17 protein-coding genes are annotated in these 21,237 nt (G+C 71.6%); 10 read left to right on the top strand and 7 right to left on the bottom strand.

The features are described from left to right. Positions 1-108: 108 nt before the first annotated feature. Complete coding sequence (locus tag KBX50_RS17780) at positions 109-951, bottom strand: GNAT family N-acetyltransferase (RefSeq protein WP_210938167.1); 843 nt, start codon at positions 949-951, stop codon at positions 109-111. Positions 952-1,098: 147 nt separating this feature from the next. Here KBX50_RS17780 and gltB point away from each other — a divergent pair, with 147 nt between their 5' ends. The 7 genes from gltB (at position 1,099) to KBX50_RS17745 (ending at position 12,824) form a co-directional block, all read left to right on the top strand. After that, on the top strand, positions 1,099-5,820 hold the full coding sequence (gene gltB / locus KBX50_RS17775; protein ID WP_210938165.1) for a glutamate synthase large subunit: 4,722 nt from the start codon (positions 1,099-1,101) through the stop codon (positions 5,818-5,820). Beyond that, positions 5,813-7,315 carry a glutamate synthase subunit beta gene (locus KBX50_RS17770; protein WP_210938163.1) on the top strand — a complete coding sequence of 501 codons (1,503 nt, stop codon included), beginning with the start codon at positions 5,813-5,815 and terminating at the stop codon, positions 7,313-7,315. Before gltB ends, KBX50_RS17770 begins: the two co-directional genes overlap by 8 nt. 181 nt (positions 7,316-7,496) lie before the next feature. Next, complete coding sequence (locus KBX50_RS17765; protein ID WP_210938161.1) at positions 7,497-8,297, top strand: SGNH/GDSL hydrolase family protein; 801 nt, start codon at positions 7,497-7,499, stop codon at positions 8,295-8,297. Between the two features lie 163 nt (positions 8,298-8,460). Then, complete coding sequence (locus tag KBX50_RS17760; RefSeq protein ID WP_210938159.1) at positions 8,461-10,998, top strand: FtsK/SpoIIIE domain-containing protein; 2,538 nt, start codon at positions 8,461-8,463, stop codon at positions 10,996-10,998. Between the two features lie 3 nt (positions 10,999-11,001). Then, positions 11,002-11,877 carry a hypothetical protein gene (locus KBX50_RS17755; protein ID WP_210938157.1) on the top strand — a complete coding sequence of 292 codons (876 nt, stop codon included), beginning with the start codon at positions 11,002-11,004 and terminating at the stop codon, positions 11,875-11,877. A 220-nt stretch (positions 11,878-12,097) separates the two neighbouring features. Beyond that, positions 12,098-12,361, top strand: a complete 264-nt coding sequence (locus tag KBX50_RS17750; protein WP_204014823.1) for a DUF6244 family protein — start codon at positions 12,098-12,100, stop codon at positions 12,359-12,361. Between the two features lie 25 nt (positions 12,362-12,386). After that, a complete protein-coding gene (locus tag KBX50_RS17745) occupies positions 12,387-12,824 on the top strand; it encodes a hypothetical protein (protein WP_210938155.1) in 438 nt (145 codons plus the stop codon). 13 nt (positions 12,825-12,837) lie between these two features. Here KBX50_RS17745 and KBX50_RS17740 read toward each other — a convergent pair whose 3' ends face one another. From KBX50_RS17740 to KBX50_RS17720, 5 genes are all read right to left on the bottom strand, one after another. Beyond that, positions 12,838-13,953, bottom strand: a complete 1,116-nt coding sequence (locus KBX50_RS17740) for a J domain-containing protein (RefSeq protein ID WP_210938153.1) — start codon at positions 13,951-13,953, stop codon at positions 12,838-12,840. A 173-nt stretch (positions 13,954-14,126) separates the two neighbouring features. Continuing rightward, positions 14,127-14,624: an RloB family protein gene (locus tag KBX50_RS17735; protein WP_170863272.1), complete on the bottom strand. Its 498-nt coding sequence runs from the start codon at positions 14,622-14,624 to the stop codon at positions 14,127-14,129. 85 nt (positions 14,625-14,709) lie between these two features. Next, on the bottom strand, positions 14,710-16,095 hold the full coding sequence (locus KBX50_RS17730) for an ATP/GTP-binding protein (RefSeq protein ID WP_210938151.1): 1,386 nt from the start codon (positions 16,093-16,095) through the stop codon (positions 14,710-14,712). 106 nt (positions 16,096-16,201) lie between these two features. Further along, positions 16,202-16,456, bottom strand: coding sequence for a flavin reductase (locus KBX50_RS17725; RefSeq protein ID WP_210938149.1), 255 nt, complete (start codon positions 16,454-16,456; stop codon positions 16,202-16,204). Next, on the bottom strand, positions 16,453-16,821 hold the full coding sequence (locus KBX50_RS17720) for a hypothetical protein (protein ID WP_307870996.1): 369 nt from the start codon (positions 16,819-16,821) through the stop codon (positions 16,453-16,455). Before KBX50_RS17720 ends, KBX50_RS17725 begins: the two co-directional genes overlap by 4 nt. Before the next feature lie 234 nt (positions 16,822-17,055). On the opposite strand from KBX50_RS17720, the gene KBX50_RS17715 reads away from it, so the two are divergent. Beyond that, the gene (locus KBX50_RS17715) at positions 17,056-17,865 is read left to right on the top strand and encodes a helix-turn-helix transcriptional regulator (RefSeq protein ID WP_374224659.1); all 810 of its coding nucleotides are present in this window, start codon (positions 17,056-17,058) and stop codon (positions 17,863-17,865) included. Further along, positions 17,853-18,047: a DUF397 domain-containing protein gene (locus tag KBX50_RS17710; RefSeq protein ID WP_210938144.1), complete on the top strand. Its 195-nt coding sequence runs from the start codon at positions 17,853-17,855 to the stop codon at positions 18,045-18,047. The genes KBX50_RS17715 and KBX50_RS17710 overlap by 13 nt, the downstream gene beginning before the upstream one ends. Positions 18,048-18,320: 273 nt before the next feature. Here KBX50_RS17710 and KBX50_RS33625 read toward each other — a convergent pair whose 3' ends face one another. Beyond that, on the bottom strand, positions 18,321-19,670 hold the full coding sequence (locus tag KBX50_RS33625; protein WP_210938142.1) for a pentapeptide repeat-containing protein: 1,350 nt from the start codon (positions 19,668-19,670) through the stop codon (positions 18,321-18,323). 611 nt (positions 19,671-20,281) lie between these two features. On the opposite strand from KBX50_RS33625, the gene KBX50_RS17700 reads away from it, so the two are divergent. Continuing rightward, positions 20,282-21,109, top strand: a complete 828-nt coding sequence (locus KBX50_RS17700) for a TerC family protein (protein WP_307870995.1) — start codon at positions 20,282-20,284, stop codon at positions 21,107-21,109. Positions 21,110-21,237: the final 128 nt, after the last annotated feature.

Raw genomic sequence — 21,237 nt, 5'->3', positions numbered from 1 at the left:
CACCCCACCCCACGCGACCATTGCTCCGTTGATCATGAGGTTAACGGTCGAAATGATCTCCAAAAGTCCGCCAACCTCATGATCAACGGCAAAGGGTGGGGTGGGGTTTCAGGGGTGCGCGGGGGTGGGGGAGGCGATGCAGGCGGTGCCGATGCGGCGGAAGCCGACGCGCAGGTAGATGCGGGCGATCTCCTCGCTGCCGGCGGAGAGGAACACCAGGTCGGTGCCGGTGTCCAGCAGGGTACGGGCCAGGGTGGCGGTGACTGCCGCGCCGAACCCTCGACGGCGGGCGGTGGGCAGCGTGGCCACCCCGGCGATCTCGGCGACGTCGCCGACCCGCAGGGCCATCCCGCTGGCCAAGGGGCCCTCGGTCGGGGTGCCGGCCAGCGCGGACAGCCGGCTGCCGTCGGCGATGCGGGACCGTTCCTCGTCGACCGCCGCCGCGTCCAGCCCGATCATGGCGGCGTCGCGGTCGGCCGGTCCGGCCTCGCCGCGTCCGGTGCCGGGGGCGGCGAATCCGACCGCCGCCACGGCCCGGCGGGCGGCTACCGCCGAGTCGAAGTCCTCGTCCGCCGGGTCGAGCAACCGCACCGGTGCGCCCAGCTCCGCCGGTTTCGGCAGGGCGGCCGGGTCGAGCACCATCAGCGGCGCTTCGAGGACGCACAGGCCGCCCGAGCGGGCCACCGCCAGCAGCGCGGGGGTGGTGTCGTGCACCCATTCGAGGGCCTCGGGCAGACCGAGTTCGCGCTGGCGCTTCCGTACCGCCGCCACGTCGGCGAGGCTCGGTGACGCGGTGCTGTCCCGCCGTGGCCGGGCGTAGAACGGCCATCCCGGGCCTTCCCGGACGAACAACACCAGACCGCCGTGATCTTCCACACGGGCCGCGTCCCGGGGCACCGCGTCGTAGAACCGTTCCAACCGGTCGAGGAGGTCGGTACGCTCGGAATCCACGGCGCGAGACTACATGTCCCAGACTCTGGACGGTGTGATCAATCTGCACTGGCCTTGCGTGCCGGGCCCTAACGTAGACTCAATAGTCCGATACAGGGCCGACGTCGTCCCGACCATGATCCAGCCTGAGCGACGACAGGAGGCCCGGTGGCCCTTGCGTACCCACACCGCCCCCAGCCGGCGCCGCGAGAAGGCCAGGTAGCGTCCCCTGCCGGCCTCCATGACCCCGCGTACGAGCATGACGCGTGCGGCGTGGCCTTCGTGGCGGACCTGCACGGCCGGCGCTCGCACACGGTGGTCGCCAACGGCCTCGGCGCGCTGTGCCGGCTGGACCACCGTGGTGCCCGGGGCGCCGAACCGAACACCGGTGACGGCGCCGGCATCATGATCCAGGTGCCGGACGCGTTCCTGCGCGCGGTGGTCGAGTTTCCGCTGCCCCCGGCCGGCGAGTACGCCACCGGTCTGGTCTTCCTGCCCGACGACGACGCCGCCGAGGCCCGTGCCCGGCAAGTGGTCGAGAAGTACGCCCTGGTCGAGGGGGCCGAGGTGCTGGGTTGGCGGGACGTCCCGGTCGACCCGAGCGACCTCGGTGAGACGGCGCTGGCGGCGATGCCCCGCATCCGTCAGGTCTTCCTCGCCGCGAAGCGGCTCACCGACACCCCCGCCGGTCCGGCCGGTGCCCCGCTGGCCGGTGTCGAGCTGGAGCGGGTCGCCTTCTGCGTACGCAAGCAGGCCGAACGGGAGACCGCTGAGCGGGGTGTGCCGGCGTACTTCCCGTCGCTGTCCGGCCGGACCATGGTCTACAAGGGGATGCTCACCCCGGACCAGCTGCCCGCGTACTACCCGGATCTCACCGACGAGCGGGTGGCCAGTGCCATCGCCCTGGTGCACTCCCGGTTCTCCACCAACACCTTCCCGTCGTGGCCGCTGGCGCACCCGTACCGCTTCATCGCCCACAACGGCGAGATCAACACCATCCGGGGCAACCGGAACTGGATGCAGGCCCGCGAGGCGCTGCTGCGTACCCCGGATCTGCCCGGCAACATCCGGCGGGTCTTCCCGATCTGCACTCCGGCCGCCTCCGACTCGGCCAACTTCGACGAGGTCCTCGAACTGCTGCACCTGGCCGGGCGCAGCCTGCCGCACGCGGTGCTGATGATGATTCCGGAGGCGTGGGAGAACGACCCGGACATGCGCGCCGACAAGCGTGCCTTCTACCGGTTCCACGCCAGCCTCATGGAGCCGTGGGACGGCCCGGCCTCGGTCGCCTTCACCGACGGTGAGATCGTCGGCGCGGTGCTCGACCGTAATGGTCTGCGTCCGGGCCGCTGGTGGCAGACCACTGACGGTCTGGTGGTGCTGGGCAGCGAGGCGGGCGTCCTCGACCTCGACCCGGCCGCCGTGGTGGCCAAGGGTCGGCTCCAGCCGGGCAGGATGTTCCTGGTCGACACCGTCGCCGGCCGGATCGTGCACGACGACGAGATCAAGACCGAGTTGGCCGCCGCCCAGCCGTACGCCGACTGGCTGCACGCCGGGCTGATCGAGATGGACGACCTGCCGGCCCGCGAGCACGTCGTCTACACCCACGACTCGGTACGCCGCCGCCAGCAGACCTTCGGCTACACCGAGGAGGAGCTGAAGATCCTGCTCGCGCCGATGGCGCGGACCGGCGCGGAACCGATCGGCTCGATGGGCACCGACACCCCGATCTCCCCGTTGTCCACCCGGCCACGGCTGCTCTACGACTACTTCCATCAGTTGTTCGCACAGGTCACCAACCCTCCGCTGGACGCCATCCGGGAGGAGCTGGTGACCAGCCTGGCCACCACCATCGGCCCGGAGGGCAACCTGCTCGATCCCGGCCCGGCGAGCTGCCGGCAGATCGTGCTGCCCTATCCGGTGATCGACAACGACGAGCTGGCGAAGATCCTCTGTATCGACGAGGACGGTGACCTGCCCGGCTTCAAGGCGGTACGGGTCTCCGGGCTCTACCGCATCCGCGACGGTGGGGCCGGGATCCGAGCCCGGCTGACCGAGATCTGCCGGCACGTCTCCGAGGCGATCGAGGACGGCGTACGGATCCTGGTGCTCTCCGACCGGGACTCCAACGCCGACCTCGCCCCGATCCCGTCGCTGCTGCTCACCGCGGCGGTGCACCAGCACCTGGTGCGGGAGCAGACCCGGACCCAGGTCGCGCTGATCGTCGAGTCGGGCGACTGCCGCGAGGTGCACCACGCGGCGGTGCTGATCGGCTACGGGGCGGCGGCGGTCAACCCGTACCTCGCCTTCGAGTCGGTGGAGGACATGATTTCCACGGGCGCGCTGGCCGGGGTCGAGCCGCGGGCCGCGATCCGCAACTACGTCAAGGCGCTCGGCAAGGGCGTCCTGAAGATCATGTCCAAGATGGGCATCTCGACGGTGTCGTCGTACTGCGGCGCACAGGTCTTCGAGGCGGTCGGGCTGGACACCCGACTGGTCGAGCGGTATTTCCGGGGCACACCGAGCACGATCAGCGGCGTCGGCCTCGACGGCATCCACACCGAGGTGGCCGCCCGGCACGCGCTGGCCTGGCCGGCGGCCGGCGCCGAGGCGGTCGACCTGCTGCCGGTGGGCGGCGAGTACCAGTGGCGCCGCGAGGGTGAACTGCACCTGTTCAACCCGGAGACGGTCTTCCTGCTCCAGCACGCCACCCGCAGCCGCCAGTACGACGTCTTCCGCCAGTACACCGCCAAGGTCGACGAGCTGGCCGCGCGGGCCGGTTCGCTGCGCGGGCTGTTCCGGCTTCGTGACGGTGTGCTGCCGCCGGTGCCGATCGAGGAGGTGGAGCCGGCCAGCGAGATCGTCAAGCGGTTCGCCACCGGCGCCATGTCGTACGGGTCGATCTCGGCCGAGTCGCACGAGACCCTCGCCATCGCGATGAACCGGCTCGGTGGCAAGTCCAACACCGGCGAGGGCGGGGAGGACGTCGAGCGGCTGCACGACCCCGCCCGCCGTTCCGCGGTCAAGCAGATCGCCAGCGGCCGGTTCGGTGTCACAAGCGAATATCTGGTCAACGCCGACGATCTCCAGATCAAGATGGCGCAGGGGGCCAAGCCCGGCGAGGGTGGTCAGCTGCCCGGCAACAAGGTCTGGCCGTGGATCGCCCGTACCCGGCACGCCACCCCCGGCGTCGGCCTGATCTCGCCCCCGCCGCACCACGACATCTACTCCATCGAGGACCTCGCCCAGCTGGTGCACGACCTCAAGTGCGTCAACCCGGCCGCCCGGGTGCACGTCAAGCTGGTCAGCGAGGTCGGGGTCGGCACCGTCGCCGCCGGGGTGGCCAAGCTCAAGGCCGACGTGATCCTGATCTCCGGCCACGACGGCGGCACCGGCGCGTCTCCGCTGAACTCGCTCAAGCACGCCGGTACGCCGTGGGAGCTGGGCCTGGCCGAGGCACAGCAGACGCTGCTGCTCAACAAGCTGCGTGACCGGGTGACCGTCCAGGTCGACGGGCAGCTCAAGACCGGCCGGGACGTGATCGTCGCGGCGCTGCTCGGGGCCGAGGAGTTCGGCTTCGCCACCGCCCCGCTGATCGTCTCCGGCTGCATCATGATGCGCGTCTGCCACCTGGACACCTGCCCGGTGGGCATCGCCACCCAGAACCCGGTGCTGCGCGAGCGTTACACCGGCAAGCCCGAGTTCGTGGAGAACTTCTTCCTGTTCCTCGCCGAGGAGATCCGTGGCTACCTGGCCGAGCTGGGTCTGCGCAGCATCGACGAGGCGATCGGGCGTACCGAGCTGCTCGACGTGGCGCCGGCGGTCGAGCACTGGAAGGCCGGTGGGCTCGACCTCGGTCGGGTGCTGCATCTGCCGGAGCTGCCCGAGGGCGCGGCCCGACGCGGCGTACGCGCTCAGGACCACGGCCTTGAGCTGGCCCTGGACAACGAGCTGATCGCCCTCGCCGAGCCGGCGCTGGGCGCCACCGGTTCCGACGAGTCGGTGCCGTTGGTGCGGGCCGAGGTGGCGATCCGCAACGAGCACCGCAGTGTCGGCGCGATGCTCGGCGGTGCGGTCACCCGCCGCCACGGTGGTGCCGGCCTGCCGGCCGACACCATCGAGTTCACCCTGCGCGGCACCGCCGGGCAGTCCTTCGGCGCGTTCCTGCCGCGCGGGGTGACCCTGCGCCTGCACGGCGACGCCAACGACTACGTCGGCAAGGGACTCTCCGGGGGCCGGCTGGTCGTCCGGCCGGACGCGGCGGCACCGTTCGTCTCCGCCGACGCCGAGGCGGGCGGCCGCGCCGAGGATCAGATCATCGCCGGCAACACCATCCTGTACGGCGCCACCGCCGGTGAGGTCTTCCTGCGGGGGCGGGTGGGGGAGCGGTTCGCGGTCCGCAACTCGGGCGCGGTGACGGTCGTCGAGGGTGTCGGTGACCACGGCTGCGAGTACATGACCGGCGGCACCGTGGTGGTGCTCGGTCCGACCGGCCGCAACTTCGCCGCCGGCATGTCCGGCGGGACGGCGTTCGTCTGGAACCTCGACCGACGCCGGGTCAACACCGAGCTGGTCGACCTGTCCGCGCCGAGCGAGGCGGAACGGACCCGCCTGCACGAGCTGGTGCAGCGGCACTTCGCCGAGACCGACTCGGCGATCGCCGAACAGCTGCTCAAGCGTTGGCCGGAGGCGGTGGAGGAGTTCACCGCCGTGGTTCCCCGGGACTACCGCCGGGTGATGGAGATCATGCGGGCCGCCGAAGCCGCCGGCCAGGACGTCGACGACGCGGTGATGAGCGCACTGGCGGCACCGGGGCAGCCGGCCGCCGGCTCGTCCGCGCCGGTAGCCCCCGCCCCGCGGGCGGTCGCCCAGGAGGTGGCTCGTGCCTGACCCGAACGGTTTCCTGCGCTACGGCCGGCGACTGCCGGCCCGCCGGCCGGTGCCGGTGCGCATCAGCGACTGGCGGGAGGTCTACCCGCCGGCCGGCGAGGGGCTGATCCGCGAGCAGGCCACCCGCTGCATGGACTGCGGCATCCCGTTCTGCCACGACGGCTGCCCGTTGGGCAACCGCATCCCGGACTGGAACGACCTGGTCCGCACCGGCAACTGGGACGCGGCCGTGGAGTCGCTGCACGCCACCAACAACTTCCCCGAGTTCACCGGCCGGCTCTGCCCGGCGCCCTGCGAGGCCGCGTGTGTGCTCGGCATCGCCGGTGGCGCGCCGGTCACCATCAAGCAGGTCGAGGTGGAGATCGCCGACGCGGCCGCGGCCCGGGGACTGCCCCCGCGGCCGGCGCCGGCATCCTCCGGCCGGTCGGTCGCCGTGGTCGGATCCGGGCCGGCCGGGCTCGCCGCCGCGCAGCAACTGGCCCGCGCGGGTCACGCGGTGACCGTGTACGAGCGCGACGACGCGATCGGTGGCCTGCTGCGGTACGGCATCCCCGACTTCAAGCTGGAGAAGCGGCACATCGACCTCCGGATGGCGCAACTGCGCGCCGAGGGGGTCGACTTCCGGACCGGGGTGAACGTCGGGGTCGACGTCACCGCCGAGCAGCTGCGCGCCCGACACGACGCGGTGCTGCTGGCCTGTGGCGCGTTGCAGGGCCGGGACACCGACACACCGGGCCGGCAGCTGCGCGGCGTGCACCAGGCGATGGCGCATCTGGTGGCGGCCAACCGGGTGGTCGCGGCGGCCGGCGAGGGCCAGCCGGCGCTGGCCACCCTGGCGGACGGTACGCCGATCGACGCGGCCGGCAAGCACGTGGTCATCATCGGCGGTGGCGACACCGCGGCGGACTGCCTGGGTGTGGCGCACCGGCAGGGCGCGGCCGGCGTGCACCAGCTCGACCTGTATCCGCAGCCGCCGCGCGCCCGGGACGAGGACCGCGACCCGTGGCCGACGTGGCCGTGGGTCCTGCGGGAGTACCCGGCCCACGAGGAGGGCGGCGAGCGGGTCTTCGCGGTGGCGGTGCAGGAGTTCGTCGACGACGGCACCGGTGCGGTGCGGGCGGTGCGGATCGCCGAGGTGACCGTGGAGAAGCGCGACGGCCGACGGATCGTCACGGTGGTGCCGGGCACCGAGCGGGAGCTCCCCGCCGACCTGGTGTTGCTGGCGATCGGCTTCGAGGGCACCGAGGAGCAGCCGTTGCTGGCGCAGCTCGGGGTGGCCCGTAACGCGCGGGGCGCGGTCGACTCCCGGGCGGACTGGCAGACCGAGGCCGACGGGGTCTTCGTCGCCGGTGACATGCACCGGGGTGCGTCGCTGATCGTCTGGGCGATCGCGGAGGGGCGGGCCGCCGCCGCGGCGATCCACACGTACCTCGACGGTGTCGGCGCCCTTCCGGCCCCGGTCCACCCGGCCAGCCAGCCCTTGGCGGCGCGCTGACGGCCAGCTGCCGGAGAGGTCTCCACGAGGCCGCGTCCACGCGGGACGACCGCGCGGACGCGGCCTCGCCTTAACGGCTATTCACTTTATCCAGATGTTTCGATAGCATTACCGACCAGTAACAACCCTTGGCCACGCGCGCGGCTCTCGGGCTCCACCACCACCCCCGTGGAGGTCCGTCATGCCACACCGTCCGTTGGCCCGCGCCCTGACCGCGCTGGTCGCCCTCCTCACCGCCGCCGTCGGCGCGCTGGCCGTCCCCGGCGTCGCCCAGGCCGCCGCCCCGATCCACTACGTCGCCCTGGGCGACTCGTACTCCTCCGGCGTCGGCGCTGGACCGTACGACCTGTCCACCTGCCTGCGCAGCCAGAAGTCGTACGCCCCGCTGTGGGCCGCGGCCAACAACGTGGCCAGCTTCCGGTTCCCCGCCTGCGGCGGTGCGGTCACCGCCGACGTGCTCGACAACCAACTGGGCGCGCTGTCCGCCACCACCACCATGGTCACCATCACCATCGGCGGCAACGACGCCGGTTTCGCCGACGTGATGACCGACTGCCGATTCGGCAGCACCTCCACCTGCACCAACGCCGTCAACGCCGCGAAGGCGTTCGCCACCGGCACGCTGCCGGCCCGGCTGGACCGCACCTACGCCGCCATCCGGGAACGGGCCCCCAACGCCCGACTGATCGTGCTCGGCTATCCACGGCTGTTCGAGACCCGCTACTGCGGACTGCTGGCCATGAGCACCTACAAGCGCACCATCCTCAACGAGGCGGCCGACGTCCTCGCCACCGTGACCGCCGACCGGGCCGCCGCGGCCGGCGCCACCTTCGCCGACACCCGACCCACCTTCGCCGGTCACGGCGTCTGCGGCGCCCAGCCCTGGATCCGGGACGTCACCGGGATCATCGAGGCGTACCACCCGAACGCCGACGGCTACCGCTACGGCTACCTGCCGGCGCTCAACGCGGTCACCGGCTGACCGTGCGCTGCGGCCGACGGTCCGGTTCGGGCCGTCGGCCGCCGTGCGTCCGCACCCGGCTGAGGCAGCGGTCCGACACGTCCGGTTCGGACACGTGCCGGTGTCGCCGCCGTCCGTTAGGGTTTCTGCGACCAGGCGGCGCTCGGCGGCGAAGGGCAGGGGTGTGGGCAGGCTCGCGTCGGCGTACGAGCAGGCGGTCGCCGCTCACCGGGCGGCCCGCGCCCACCTCGAATCCGCCCGCACCGCGCTGAGCGCCACCCCACCATCGGCCACAGTGGTCGACGCCGATCTGCTGGCCCGGCTGGCCCGGGTCGGTGCCGCGCTGGCCACCCCGACGCCGGGCACCCCACTGGCCCGCCGACCCGTTCCGGTACGCGTCGGGGAGGCGGTCACTGCCGGCGGTGGCTTTCCGGTGCTGCTGCCCCTGGGGGCCGGGCACCACCTGGCCATCGACGGCGACGCCCGCCAGCCGACGGTCGCCGGCCTGTTACGCGCCCTGGTGCTGCGGCTGCTGGCGACCGCCGCGCCCGGCGGTGTCCGGGTCGCCGCGCTGGACACCGCCGCCCTCGGCGCCACCTTCGGACCGCTGCGACCGCTGCTCGACGCCGGAGTCGTCGACCCGCCGGCCACCACCGAGGCGGAGGTCGCCGCGCTGCTCGACGCCGCCGAACGGCACGCCCGGGCCGCGCGGCAGGCCGACCGGCCGGACCAGGACCTGCTGCTGCTGGTCGCCGCGTCCATCCCCTCGCCCCGTGAGGCCGCCCGACTGGCCGCGCTCACCCACGCCGGCCCCGCCGCCGCCGTCTGCGTGCTGCTCGCCGGCTGGCCGCCGGCCGGGCCGGGCGAGTCCGCCCCACCGCTGGGCGCCACGACCTCGCTGCGCCTGACCGACGGGTACGCCCGGGTCGGCGACCCGCCCGACACGCCGTTCAGCGCCGACGGCAGCGGACTGGCCGCGCCGGTCGTCCTCGACGGCGACCCCCCGCCGGCCTCCGTCGCCGCGCTCGCCACCCATCTGGGCGAGGCGGCCCGACGCGGCGAGGCGGTCGGCTTCGCCGACCTGCTGCCCGGGCAGCGGTGGGGGCTCTCCGGCCGGGCGGGTCTGCGTACCGTGGTGGGCCGCGCCGGACGCGACCCGTTCCCGATGGCCTTCGACGATGCCACCCCGCACTGGCTGGTCGGTGGGCGTACGGGCGCCGGCAAGACGGTCTTCCTGCTCGACGTCCTGTACGGCCTGGCCGCCCGCTACTCGCCCGCCGAGTTGCAGCTCTACCTCCTGGACTTCAAGGAGGGGGTCAGCTTCACCGAGTTCGTGCCCACCGAACGTGACCCGTCGTGGCTGCCGCACGCCCGCGCCGTCGGCATCGAGAGCGACCGGGAGTACGGCGTGGCGGTGCTGCGCGAGCTGCGCCGCGAACTGAACCGGCGGGCCACCGCACTCAAGCGGCACGGCGTCACCAAACTCGCCGACCTGCCCGCCGACACCCCGGTGCCGCGGATCGTCGCCGTGATCGACGAGTTCCACGTGCTGCTCGCCGGCAACGATCCGCTGGCCCGCGAGTCGGTGGACCTGCTGGAGGAGTTGGCCCGCAAGGGCCGCTCGTACGGCGTACACCTGGTGCTGGCCAGCCAGAGCACCACCGGGATCGAGGCGCTCTACGGCCGCGCCGAGGCGGTCTTCGGGCAGTTCGCCCTGCGGGTGGCGCTGCCCGGCGGCGGGGGAGTGCTCGACCACCTCAACGACGCCGCGGCGACGCTGCCGGTCGGCTCGGCCGTGGTGAACACCGCTGCCGGTGCGCCCGGCGCGAACACCGTGATCCGGTTCCCCGACGCGCACGCCGCAGCCGACGAGTTGACCCGGCTGCGTCACGAGCTGTGGCAGGCCCGCCCGGCGGGGGCCCGCCCACCGTCGGTGTTCCGCGGCTACGACACCGCCCGCGTCGAGGAGGACGCCACCTTCACCGGGTTGCGCCCCGGCGGCCGGCGTCCCCTGGCGTTGGTCGGCCGGACGGTCGACGTGGACGGCACCACCGCCCTGTTCATCATGGACACCGCGCCCGGTCGGCACCTGGCCGTGGTCGGCACCTCGCCCGCCGGGGCCGAGGTGCTGCGGGCAGCCACCCTGAGCCTGGCCCGACAGCATGCCCCCGGCGAGGCGGTGTTCGTGCTTGCTCCGCTGGTCGCCGCCGCCGACCCGGCGGCCGACGACACGGCCGCCACGTTGGCCGCCGCCGGGCACCGGGTCGAGCGGCTCGACGCCACCGCCCTGCGCGAGCGGATCCGCGCCCTCGCTGCCGGCGGAAGCGGTGACCGACCGGAGCGCGCCTACCTGGTGGTGTTCGGGATGGACGCCGCCGCCGGCCTGCTCGGCGAGAGCGACCCCACCACGTTCCGCTCGGGCCACGACGACCTGCGGGTGCTGCTGCGGCAGGGGCCCGGCCACGGGGTGCACCTGCTCGGCTGGTGGCGCGGCCTGCGCCGGCTCGCCGACGACCTCGGCGGTACGCAGAACCGCGACGACGTCGCCTGCCTGGTCGCGCTGAACGTGACCGGCTCGGATCTCGGCCTGCACCTCGGCGTGCACGACCTCGCGTACGTCCCCCGCCCGGATCGGGCGCTGCTGGTGGACCGGCACGACCAGCGGGTCCGGTTGATCGTGCCGTTCATCCGCGACGGTCACCCGTCCGACGGGCAGGAGTGAGGCGTGTCCACCTTCGACGAGTACGCGGCGCTGGCCCGCCACCTCGCCGTGCAGCAGCGCGCCGGGGAGCAGGGTGCCGCCGCCGAAGCCGAACGGCAGCGGGATCTCGGCGCCGCCGTGGAGTACCTGGACCGGCGGCTGATCGCCCAGGGGCAGCGCCTCGACCACCTCGGCCGCACCATCGGCGTCGCACCGGGCGGCCCGAGCGGCACCGCACCGACCGGTGCCACGCCAGGCGGAGTCATGCCCGGTGGCCCGCCTCCCGGTCGGCCACCGGGACCGCCCGGGTACCCGGGCGGCGGACGGGGACCGGGGACGGGGTCGGACGGCGGCGCAGCCGCCGCCCCGGGGCGGCCGGATGTCGGGGCGTACTCCCCGGTCGGGGTGGGCCAGGCGGGCCCGGCGCTGCCGGTGGCGGTGAGCGCGACGGCGGCGGGGGTGCCGGCCCCGCGTGCCGGTGAGGTCGATCCGGCGACGGAGCTGGAGCTGGCCCGGCGCTGGGCCGACGAGGCCGACCGGCACGGACAGCAGGCGGAGCTGCTCGCCCAGCAACCGGCGCTGCTGCCGACCTGGTCGCCGATGGCCCGGGCGGTAGCCGTCTACCTCGGCTTCGCGGGCGTCGCCGTGCTGCTCATGCTGGTGATGGTGCTCGCCTCCGGTGTCGGCGTGGTCGGCACCAGCACTCTGGTCGCCTGGATGTGCGCCGGCCTGCCCGCGGTGGCGCTGATCGGCGGCTGGCTGGTGCTCGGTCGCTGGGGCCGGCCCGCCGTCGGTGCGGCCACCCCACCCCGCTATCCGGTGCTCGGTTTCGTGCTCTGCTTCCTCGCGGTCCCTCTCGCCTACTGCGGCTACCTGCTGCTCTTTCGAGCCATGCGCTGACCCGACGCGGTCGAGTCTCCGCTGCACCGTCGAGCGGGATTCACGGCGGCGCGGCGGGCGGCCGTGGTTCGGGTGCTGTCGAGCTGAGAGCGTGCAGGATCTCACCGGTGCCGGGCACGCGGTCGGGTGGTCGCGGCGGGTGTGTGGATCTCGTACGCTCCTCTGTGGTCGCTCGGGCGTACGAGGCGACGACGGGGTGGCGCGATCGTGGGGAGGGCGTGTGAGCGCAGCGGAGATGATCGCCAGACTGGCGGCGGCAGCTCAGAAGCTGGACGAGGCGAAGGCGAAGACAGCGGCGGCGGCGCAGGACGCGGCCGAGGCCCGTCAACTCGTCGCCGGGGCCCTGCAGGGCGTGGCCGCCGGGCCGTTGATCAACATGATCGACTCGTACCGACAGGCGCTCGCCCAGGCGGCCCAGGGGCACGAGCCCGCCCGGCAGCACGTCCAGGAGACGATCGCCAAGGTGCGGGCGCTGGGCAACTGAGTCGGAAACCGATCGAGGCGGTGGGATGAGCAGCGGCGAGACGCGCGACGGTGGAGTGCTCGACGGTTTCCACATCGGGCAGGTGCCGGCCGGTGTCGGCGACGAGGTGTCGGACTTCGCCACCGAGTGGGACGACGTACGCTTCGCCAGCCGGGTCTGGGAGCGGCAGACGCCCGAGGGACATCGCGTGGACCTGCGGGTCCACGTGCTGCGCGGCGACCGGCTGGTCGACCTGACCGCGCTACGGGACTTCCTGCGGGATTATCACGAGCGCGACCCCGCCGAGTGGCACCTGAGTGAGTTCCCACAGGGGGACACCGTCGGTCTGCGCGACGGCGTCCAGGCGTTCTGGCTGGTCGAGCCCGGTGTCGCGATCAACGTGCTGACCCTCCCGGAATTCAGCGATGCGCTGCTGCCGACCGCCCGGTCCATTCAGGCCGGTGACAGCGGCGCAGAGGAGTGACGAGGCCGGCTGCTCAGCGCAGCCACCGTACGCGTTTCTCGACGGCCCGGATCACCCTGCGCCACGCGGTGGTCGCCGGCCCCGCATTCATGGCGTCGAGCCGACGCCGTGCGCCCCATCCGGCGAATGGTCGGTCGGCGACCCGTATCAGATCGTCGAGCGTGTCGATCGCCGAGCCGGCGCGCAACAGGTCCAACGCCTCGGCGATCTCGAACGCCAACGCGATGTCCACCATGAGATCGCGGTTGGTGATGAAGAGCCGGGGAACCCAGTCGGTGACCGGGCGCCTGATGCTGTAGAGGATCAGCCCGAAGTCGTACGACCGATCGTCGTCGACGCTGATTCCGGCCTTGAGGATCGAGTTCATGAACTCGTCCCAACCGGGAACGGCGGCCAACCCGTGACTGTTGGTCTCGGTCAGGTACCGGTGCAGCGTCTCCTTGGCGCGGAACAGGAGCAGCTCGCCGTCGGCGCCGGGAAAGAAGACCACAGACCCCTCGCCTTCGGATCGAGCCAACAGCGTGTAACCCTCGGCGCCATCCGACAACGAGATGGTTATCGGTTCGATGGTCAGCGGTTCCGGTAGGTTCGCCGGCTCGTACCGGGGATGCGTCCACCGGGCGTGGGGATGCTGATGCTCGCGTGCCTCCCGCTCGCGTATCCGCGCCAGACGTTCGGCTTCCGCCCGCTCGCGTACCTCGCGTTCGCGGGCTTCCTGCTCCCGGGCCTCGCGCGCCGCGCGCTCGCGGGCGCGCCGTTCCTGTGCCGCACGCTCCCGCGCCTCCTGTTCACGCGCCTCGCGTTGCTGTGCTGCCCAGTCGCTGGCCCGCTGCCCACTGCCCGCCCGCTGGTGCGTCGCGCGTTCGTCGGTTTGGCGCTTCGCGCGTTCCTGTGTCTCGGCCTGGCGTTCGCGCGTCTCGCGTTCCCGAACGTCGGTGAGCAGTTTGTACGCGTGGTTGATCTGCTGCATCTGCCGGGTGGCTTCGGCGCGCACATTCTCCGGGCTTGATTGATGCTTGTCCGGGTGCCAGACCTGCACCAGGATCAGGTAGCGCTCACGAATCTGCGCCGGTGACGCATCCCGACTGACGCCGAGAAGCACATACGGATCCTGCTCGTTCCGAGACATCGATTCGCCGGATCCTCAAGAGTGCTGGCCGCGTCCGCCGGTGATGCTAACAGCACCCGTCGATGCGGTGGATCAGGCCGCCGCCGCAAGAGTGAGGCGCTCCATCATGGACCAAAGCCAAAGGATCACAGAGGCTGACGTCTGTGGAAACACCGGTTGATGAGGCGTCCAGATCAACGCTGTAGTGCGGCGACAAGCTCACCAACTGAGGTGGAGGGATTTCCAGCGGGTGGTGGATCGAGTCGCGCTGCCCGGCGGCATGCGTCGGTGACGCCGCTGCGGAAGCTGTCGAAGTCGAGCAGCGTCTTGTCCCAGTGGGGGAGGTGCTTACGGAGCAGGTCCCGGGCCTTCTTGGCGTTCTCGACATAGCCGGCGTGGTGACACAGATGAAGTAGCAGCCACACCTCGAAGCAGGGGTTGGACCAGGCAAGCCGTACCCCCGACCGCTGTGCCTCGGCTGAGGCTTCCTCGGGTGGGTAGTGGTCGACGTCGCACACGGCCCATGCCTCGTCGTAGTCGTTGTCCCGCTGCCGGCGGCCCGCGCCGCGTACCAGGTCGGTGGGGGAGCCGCGCTCGACGGCGACTGCCACTTTGGCGCTGATCCACGGTTCGCGCTTCAGCGCGTCGAAGTACGTCCGCTCGGTCGATTCACCGTTCGTGGTGATCAGCACGGTTCGCCGTTGTTCCCGGGAAGCCGGCTGCCTGCGTAGGTCGGTTTCCCGCCGGCCGGTGTCGACCGTGCGGCCTGTTCGGTGTTCAACGCGTCGAGGTGTCATCCACGTCTCCACGGGTGGCGAGTGCCTGCTCGAACAAGTGGCTGGACAGGTCGGGGACCGCCCCGTAGTTGCCGTTGAGGTAGCGGCGTTGGCGGTTCTCACCCTCCTTGCGGGGTTTGAAGTCGGTCAGCGGGTAGAGCGAGGACGTTCCCTGGTCATCCTTTTCCACAAACCAGATCTCATCGCGGCGCAGGATCTCCTCAGCGTCGATGGTGCCGAGCAGCGCCGCGTCGTGGCTGGTAAAGATGAGTTGGCTGCCCAGGGGGTTGGCCTGCGGGCTGCGGAACAGGCTGATGAGCTTGGCGGTCAGGATCGGATGCAGGCTGGCGTCGATCTCATCGATCAACATCGTGGCACCGGTGCGGAGCATCGCAGCGGCGTGCAGCCCCAGGGTGAGCAACTGCCGGGTGCCGCTGGACTGGTCGTGAAGATCGAGCAGCGCGGTGCCGTTGGGGCCTTGGTGCGCGAACTGGATCCGGGGGAGGCGCATCGAGGCCACCGCTGTTCTCAGCCACTTCCTGAGCGCATTCTGCGCGGGTTGCTCCTCGGGGTCTGCGTCAGGTCGGACCACGATGTCGACGATGCCCACGTCAGCGGCCTGCAACAGGTCGACGACGAGTTGGCGTACCTTCTCCGCGTCCGAACTGCCGGCACGCATCAGGGCGGAGAGCCCGGAGGCAGGATCGGTGCGCTGGCTCATCAGGTAGAACCATCGGTAGGTGTCGTGCAGCGGCTGTGGGTTTGCCGGATCCGGCTCCGAGCGGCTGTGGCCGAAACGGGCGACGGTGCTGAGGAAGAGCGCGGTCGGGGCGGTGATTTCGGCGATCTGCTCCAAGGGACGGCGGCCCGACTCTTCGCCCCAGGAGAATTCGCTTCCATCTCGTTCGAAGATGCGCCGCCTGCGACCCAGCGGATAGTGGTAGAGCCATTCGTCGAGCACCCGGTCGTCATCGATCGTGAACCCGTAGGTGTGCCGGACCCCGCCGAGCATGAGGTCCACGACGTACTGCGAGGGCTGCGTGGCGATGTCGGGATCCAGCCGGAATTGCTCCCGAGACAGTCCCACCCCGGGCTCGACCGCCCGGTCTGACTCCACGACCATCTGTCGCATGAAACCCAGGGCACCCAGACAGTTGGACTTGCCGGATGCGTTGGCTCCGAAAATGCCAACGACCTGGACCGCCTGCGGAGCTAGCTCGTCCGCCTCGGCACCGTCGCCGTAGACGGGCATGAGGTTGAGCTGACGCTCGTCGCGAAACGAACGATGGTTGGCGAAGCGGAAACTTAGCAACATCGGCGGTGTGCCCCTACCCAGTAGGCGGTTACGAGCCCATCCTTGCGAGTAAACCACGGGAACGACACCCAAGCCCGTGAATGGGTCGTCCTGTTTCCGTGTCGGAGCTGACTGCATCATCCGCAGGACCCGCCCCCGGACGCGGCAGGGGATTACCGCGCTCCGGGGCGGGTGGCCTTCAGCGGGAGCGGGCCGGTATCCAGTCGGTGAAGCGCCGGTGCAGGTCCGGCAGGCGGGTACCGGGATCGCGTGCGGCGAGCTGGGCGATGGCCTCCTCGCGCAAGGTCACGAGGTAGATCATGAGGCCGGGGATGTTGCCCCGGTACTCGGCGAGTAGGCGCAGCTTCGCCGCAGAGCAGGGCCAGGCGATCCCGCAGGCCCGACAGCGCCACGTCGGGCGGGACGGTGCGTGCTCACGGGCGGGCGTGCTCATCCAGCGGCCCTCGCCGCAGCACGTCGGGCCGGTGGGCTGTGTGGGTGCGGCGGCGCGGGGCGCATCCCGTCGGGGCGTACGTACAACTCGCGGCGGTCGGTCGCCTCGCCACGGGGATCGAGCTGATACACCTCGATCCACGCCCAGCCGTCGTAGGTGCTCCGGTCGGTCCGCTCGCGGATCACCCGCACTGTGATCGGTGTGGCGAACTGCGGGGATGCCTCGCGGGTCAGCAGGTACACGCCGGCAGCGACCAGGGGCGTCCCATCCTCGCGGGTGCCGTCCGGCGCGATGGCGGTGCGGGCGGCGCGGCGGGTCGACCAGCGTGATGTCGGAACGGCGTTGGCGTGCCTCGTCACGGACACGACGCACCTCCTTCGTCGGTGGCTGGGGGCGGGGGTCGCTGCGGTTGCTCGCCCGGCAGCGACCCCCGGCACGGTCGCGCCGACCGGTCCGGGGGATGGACCGTCACCAGGTGCGCCGTGCTCCTTCCACCCTGGACGTACGCCCCCTACGCTCGGAACTGTCATCGCCCAATCGCGGAACGTGACGACCGGTTTCGAGGTGGCACGGAACGGTGTGGACCGTCCTGGAAGGGTGTGGAAGCCGTGGGAATCTCGCCGTCGGAGTACCTGCTTCGCGAACTGAGGCGACGTCGGGCGACCGCCGGGCTGACCCAGGCCCAACTCGGCGAGCGGGTCTTCTGCTCGGACTCGCAGGTAAGCGCGATCGAGACCGGCACCAAGCCGCCGACGCTGCCGTACCTGACCGCCGTCGACAAGGCGCTTGACACGGGTGGCTACTTCGCGACGCTCTGGAACGAGCTGGTCAAGGGCGAGGCCGCGCCGATCTGGCTGCGCGAGTTGATCCAGATCGAGCGGGAGGCGACGGCGCTGCGCTGGTACGAGCACTCCTTCGTGCCGGGATTGCTCCAGACGGAGGCGTATGCCCGCGCGGTCTTCCGGGCGGCCGGTACGCCGCTCACCGAGCTGGACCAGCGAGTCGCGGCGCGGCTGGAGCGGCAGGCGGTGCTCGCACGTGACCCGGCCCCGCAGCTCTTCGTGGTGCTTGACGAGATGGTCCTGCGCCGGGCATGCGGTGGCCCCGACGTGATGGGTGAGCAGGTTGAGCACCTGTTGAGCTGCGCTGAGCAGCCGCATATCCGGTTGCAGGTCGTGCCGCTGTCCGCTGGCATCTACCCAGGTCTGGCCGGCGCGTTCATCTTGGCCGACCTGCCGGACGGGATGCGGGCCGGCTATGTGGACAATCAGTTGGCGGCACAGATTGCAGGGGAGCCGGATTCGCTGGCTAGCTTGGGATTGGCATGGGACGCGGTCCGAGGCGAAGCCCTTCCGCTGGGGCAGACCCTCGACCTGCTCAAGGAGGCGGCGAAGACATGGACCACCTGACCGACGCGCGGTGGCGCACGTCGTCCCGCTCGTCCACGAACGGCGGTGCCTGTGTCGAGGTCGCCGACAACCTGCCCGGCGTGGTCGGCGTGCGGGACTCGAAGGACCCCACCGGCCCGGTGCTTACCTTCCCCCCAACCGCCTGGCAAGCGTTCCTCACTCGACTCGCTGACCGGCCCTGACCCGGCGAGCCGTCGGAACGACGGTCACCGCCTGGCACACCTGACTCGGCCGGCTGCCACGGCGGTCGCGGGATGCGGCATGACGGCGTCTCCGGGGCACGTGATGCCGCTACATGCCGCAAGTCGCTTCCGTGCCGTCCCCGTAAACCTGAGGGGGCGCGGCGTGTCCGTTCCTGCTGGGGCTCGCGGGATGCGGCATGTCGGCCTTTCCGGAGCGCGTGATAGTGCGACATGCCGCAATTCGTGCCGGCGTCGGTCTGACAGGTGGCGGGGCTACGGGTCGGTGAGCAGGAGCCAGTCGGCGTCGAGGGGTTCGACCTGGGTGCCCTCGGGCCAGGTATGGGTCGCCGACGTGGTGGCGCGGGCCTGGTCGAACAGGGGGCGGTGGGCCGTGGTGACGCCCTCGAAGGTGACCGGGCCGTGGAAGCGGGCGCGGCCGAAGGTCGCTGCCCCGGCGAAGCGGGCGTCGGCGAACGAGACTTCGCCCGCGAACGTGGCCCAGCGGAACAGGGCCAGGTCGGCGAAGTGGGCCCGTCGGAAGCTGGCGTCCCCGCCGAACGTGGTGTGCTCCAGGGACAGGCCGCCCTGGAACGCGGCGTCGCGGAAGCTGGCGCTGCCGCCGAAGCTGGTGTGATCGAAGGTGACCGTCCGGCGGAATGTGGTGCTCCGCCAGGACGTCTCGCCGATGGTGGCCCGCTGGCAGGACAGCTGGCCGCCGATCTCGGCACCGTCCGCGCTGAACTCACCGGTCACCCGGGCGTCGTCCAAAACGATCGTGGCGTCGCCGCCGACACCGTCGAGCACCAGCGCGTCGAAGCTCGCCCCGAGGGCCAGCCGCCCGGTCAGCGTCGCACCGGTGAACCGGGTGGTGCCGGTGCAGGTGGCACCGGTGAGGTCGGCGTCGTCGAGGGAACAGCCGGTGGCGTCGAAGTCGTCCAGCCGCGCACCGGTGAGGTCCAGGCGCATGCCGGGCCAGAAGACGTCACCGTCCGCGCGCAGGTGCCGGGTCAGCATCCGCTGCGCGCTGCGGCGTACCTCCGTCTCTCGCGCGTCGTCCGGCGACGGCATCCGCAGGTACGCGCAGAGCACCCCCACGATCGTCGTACGCTGCGCCGGGTTGTCCTGAGCGAGCCGTTCCAGGGCGTGCAGGCCGCCGAGGCGTACGGCCGCGTTGTCGTTGCCGAGCAGTTCGACGGCCCGGGTGTACAGCTCGGTCAGCCGGCGTTCGGCGGCGTCGTGCGCGGCGGTCTCGGCCTGGTGTTCCTGGTGTCGCTGCCCGGCCTCGGCAACCGCCTCGACGTGCGCCTGCACCCGGTCACGGTGCGACTGGTCGGCGGCGGCGACGACCTCCTGGTGTCGCTGCGCCCGCTCGCTGATCCACTGTCGCCGGGCGGCGAGCAGCAGCGCCAACCCGCCGCCGGTGCCGGCGACCACTGTCAACCCGGTGCGAATGGCGTCGATGCGCAGCGTGGCCCGGGTGTCCGGCGCGGCGGCGCGGTCGGCCTCGCCGAGCAGCCAGTACAGCACCCACCAGCCGAGCAGGGCGGCCAGCAGCAGCCCGATGAGTACCAGCCACCACGGCATGACCCGCAGTCGTTCGTCGGGGGGTGAGGTGCCGGGCACGGCCACAGCATGCCATCGATCCGTCCGTGGCGGAGGGCCCGGGCTCGGCCGCCCGAAGGGGCTGCCGGCACCGCCGCCGTGGCGCGCGACCGAGACCGGCTGGGGCGCCGTGGCGGCGCGGGTTCGAGACCGGCCGGCGCGGTCTCGTGGCGCGCGGCGGCCGGAGGGCTGGCGGGGATGCTGTCGCGGGATGCGGCATGTCGCGGCTTCCCGGCTCCCGTGAAGGACCATGATGCCGCAAACGGTGCCGGTGGTCCGGTGCTGGGCCCGGGTGGGTGCCGGTGGTCCGGTGCTGGGCCCGGGTGGGTGCCGGTGGTCCGGTGGTGGGCCCGGGTGGGTGCCGGTGGTCCGGTGGTGGGCTCGGGCGTTGAGTGGTGGCCGGGAGCCTGTGGCGGCATCGCGGCCGGCACCTGCCGTGAAGCCTGTCGCGGGTTGCGGTATGTCGCGGGTTCCCGTCTGCGGGAGGGGCCAACATGCCGCAAGTCGTGCGACCGGTCCCATGCTGGCCGGGGGCGCTGTGAGGCGGGCGGGGTTGCGAAGCGGTTGGCGGCCCGGTAGGTCATCATGATGCAGATCAGCCGATGGTCCGGGTGCCGACCCGGCGGCCGGTCGTGAGAGTCGAGGATGGCATGGAGTTCCTGACCAGTCCCGAGCTGTGGATCGCGTTCGCGACCCTGCTCCTGCTGGAGATCGTGCTGGGCATCGACAACGTCGTGTTCATCTCGATCCTGTCCGGGCGGTTGCCCGAGCACCAGCAGGCCCGGGCGCGGACGATCGGCATCTCGCTCGCCCTGATCACCCGACTGCTGTTGCTGGCGTCGTTGTCCTGGATCATCGGTCTGACCGCGCCGCTGTTCACCGTGCTCGGACAGGAGATATCCGGGCGCGATCTGATCCTGCTGCTCGGCGGGATATTCCTGGTGGGCAAGGCGACGTACGAGATCCACGAGCATCTGGAGGGCTCCGACCACGAGCGCGAGGGCCGCAAGGTGGTCTCGTTCGGCGCGGTCATCGCGCAGATCCTGGTGCTGGACGTGGTCTTCTCGCTCGACTCGGTGATCACCGCGGTCGGCATGGTCGACGAACTCGCCATCATGGTCGCCGCCGTGATCATCGCCATGATCATCATGCTGGTCTCGGCCGGTGCGGTCAGCAGGTTCGTCAACCAGCACCCGACGGTCAAGATGCTGGCCCTGTCGTTCCTGCTGCTCATCGGGGCGAGCCTCATCGCGGAGAGCTTCGACCAGCACATCCCGAAGGGCTACGTGTACGGCCCGATCGCCTTCTCGATCTTCGTGGAGTTCCTCAACCTGCGGGTCCGGGCGCGGCAGCGCCGCCAGCAGGAGCGTCAGCCGGTGCAGCTGCACCCGACGTACGTGAAGCAGGGTCAGGCCCGTCCCGAGCCGGAGTCGGAGCCGGAGACGACGCCAGCCAGCTGAACAACGTCGAACTCGACGCCGCACGCACCCATCCGGTGCGTGCGGCGTTCGTCGTACGTGGACGGCTCTGCCGGCTCCGCTCACGGAACGCCCGGTGGGCCAATCGCTACCCGCGCGTAACTTTTCAT

Origin of the sequence: Micromonospora sp. C51 (assembly GCF_018070435.1) — a bacterium.
Taxonomy (GTDB): domain Bacteria; phylum Actinomycetota; class Actinomycetes; order Mycobacteriales; family Micromonosporaceae; genus Micromonospora; species Micromonospora sediminimaris.
The sequence above is the reverse complement of the archived record's forward strand: the minus strand, read 5'-3'. Positions and strand labels throughout refer to the sequence as shown.

Bases quoted from the DNA above. Each gene is read 5' to 3' on its own strand.
- KBX50_RS17725 (WP_210938149.1), bottom strand. From the start codon at position 16,456: ATGAGCACGCCCGCCCGTGAGCACGCACCGTCCCGCCCGACGTGGCGC.
- KBX50_RS17765 (WP_210938161.1), top strand. From the start codon at position 7,497: ATGCCACACCGTCCGTTGGCCCGCGCCCTGACCGCGCTGGTCGCCCTC.
- KBX50_RS17745 (WP_210938155.1), top strand. From the start codon at position 12,387: ATGAGCAGCGGCGAGACGCGCGACGGTGGAGTGCTCGACGGTTTCCAC.
- KBX50_RS17710 (WP_210938144.1), top strand. From the start codon at position 17,853: ATGGACCACCTGACCGACGCGCGGTGGCGCACGTCGTCCCGCTCGTCC.
- KBX50_RS17740 (WP_210938153.1), bottom strand. From the start codon at position 13,953: ATGTCTCGGAACGAGCAGGATCCGTATGTGCTTCTCGGCGTCAGTCGG.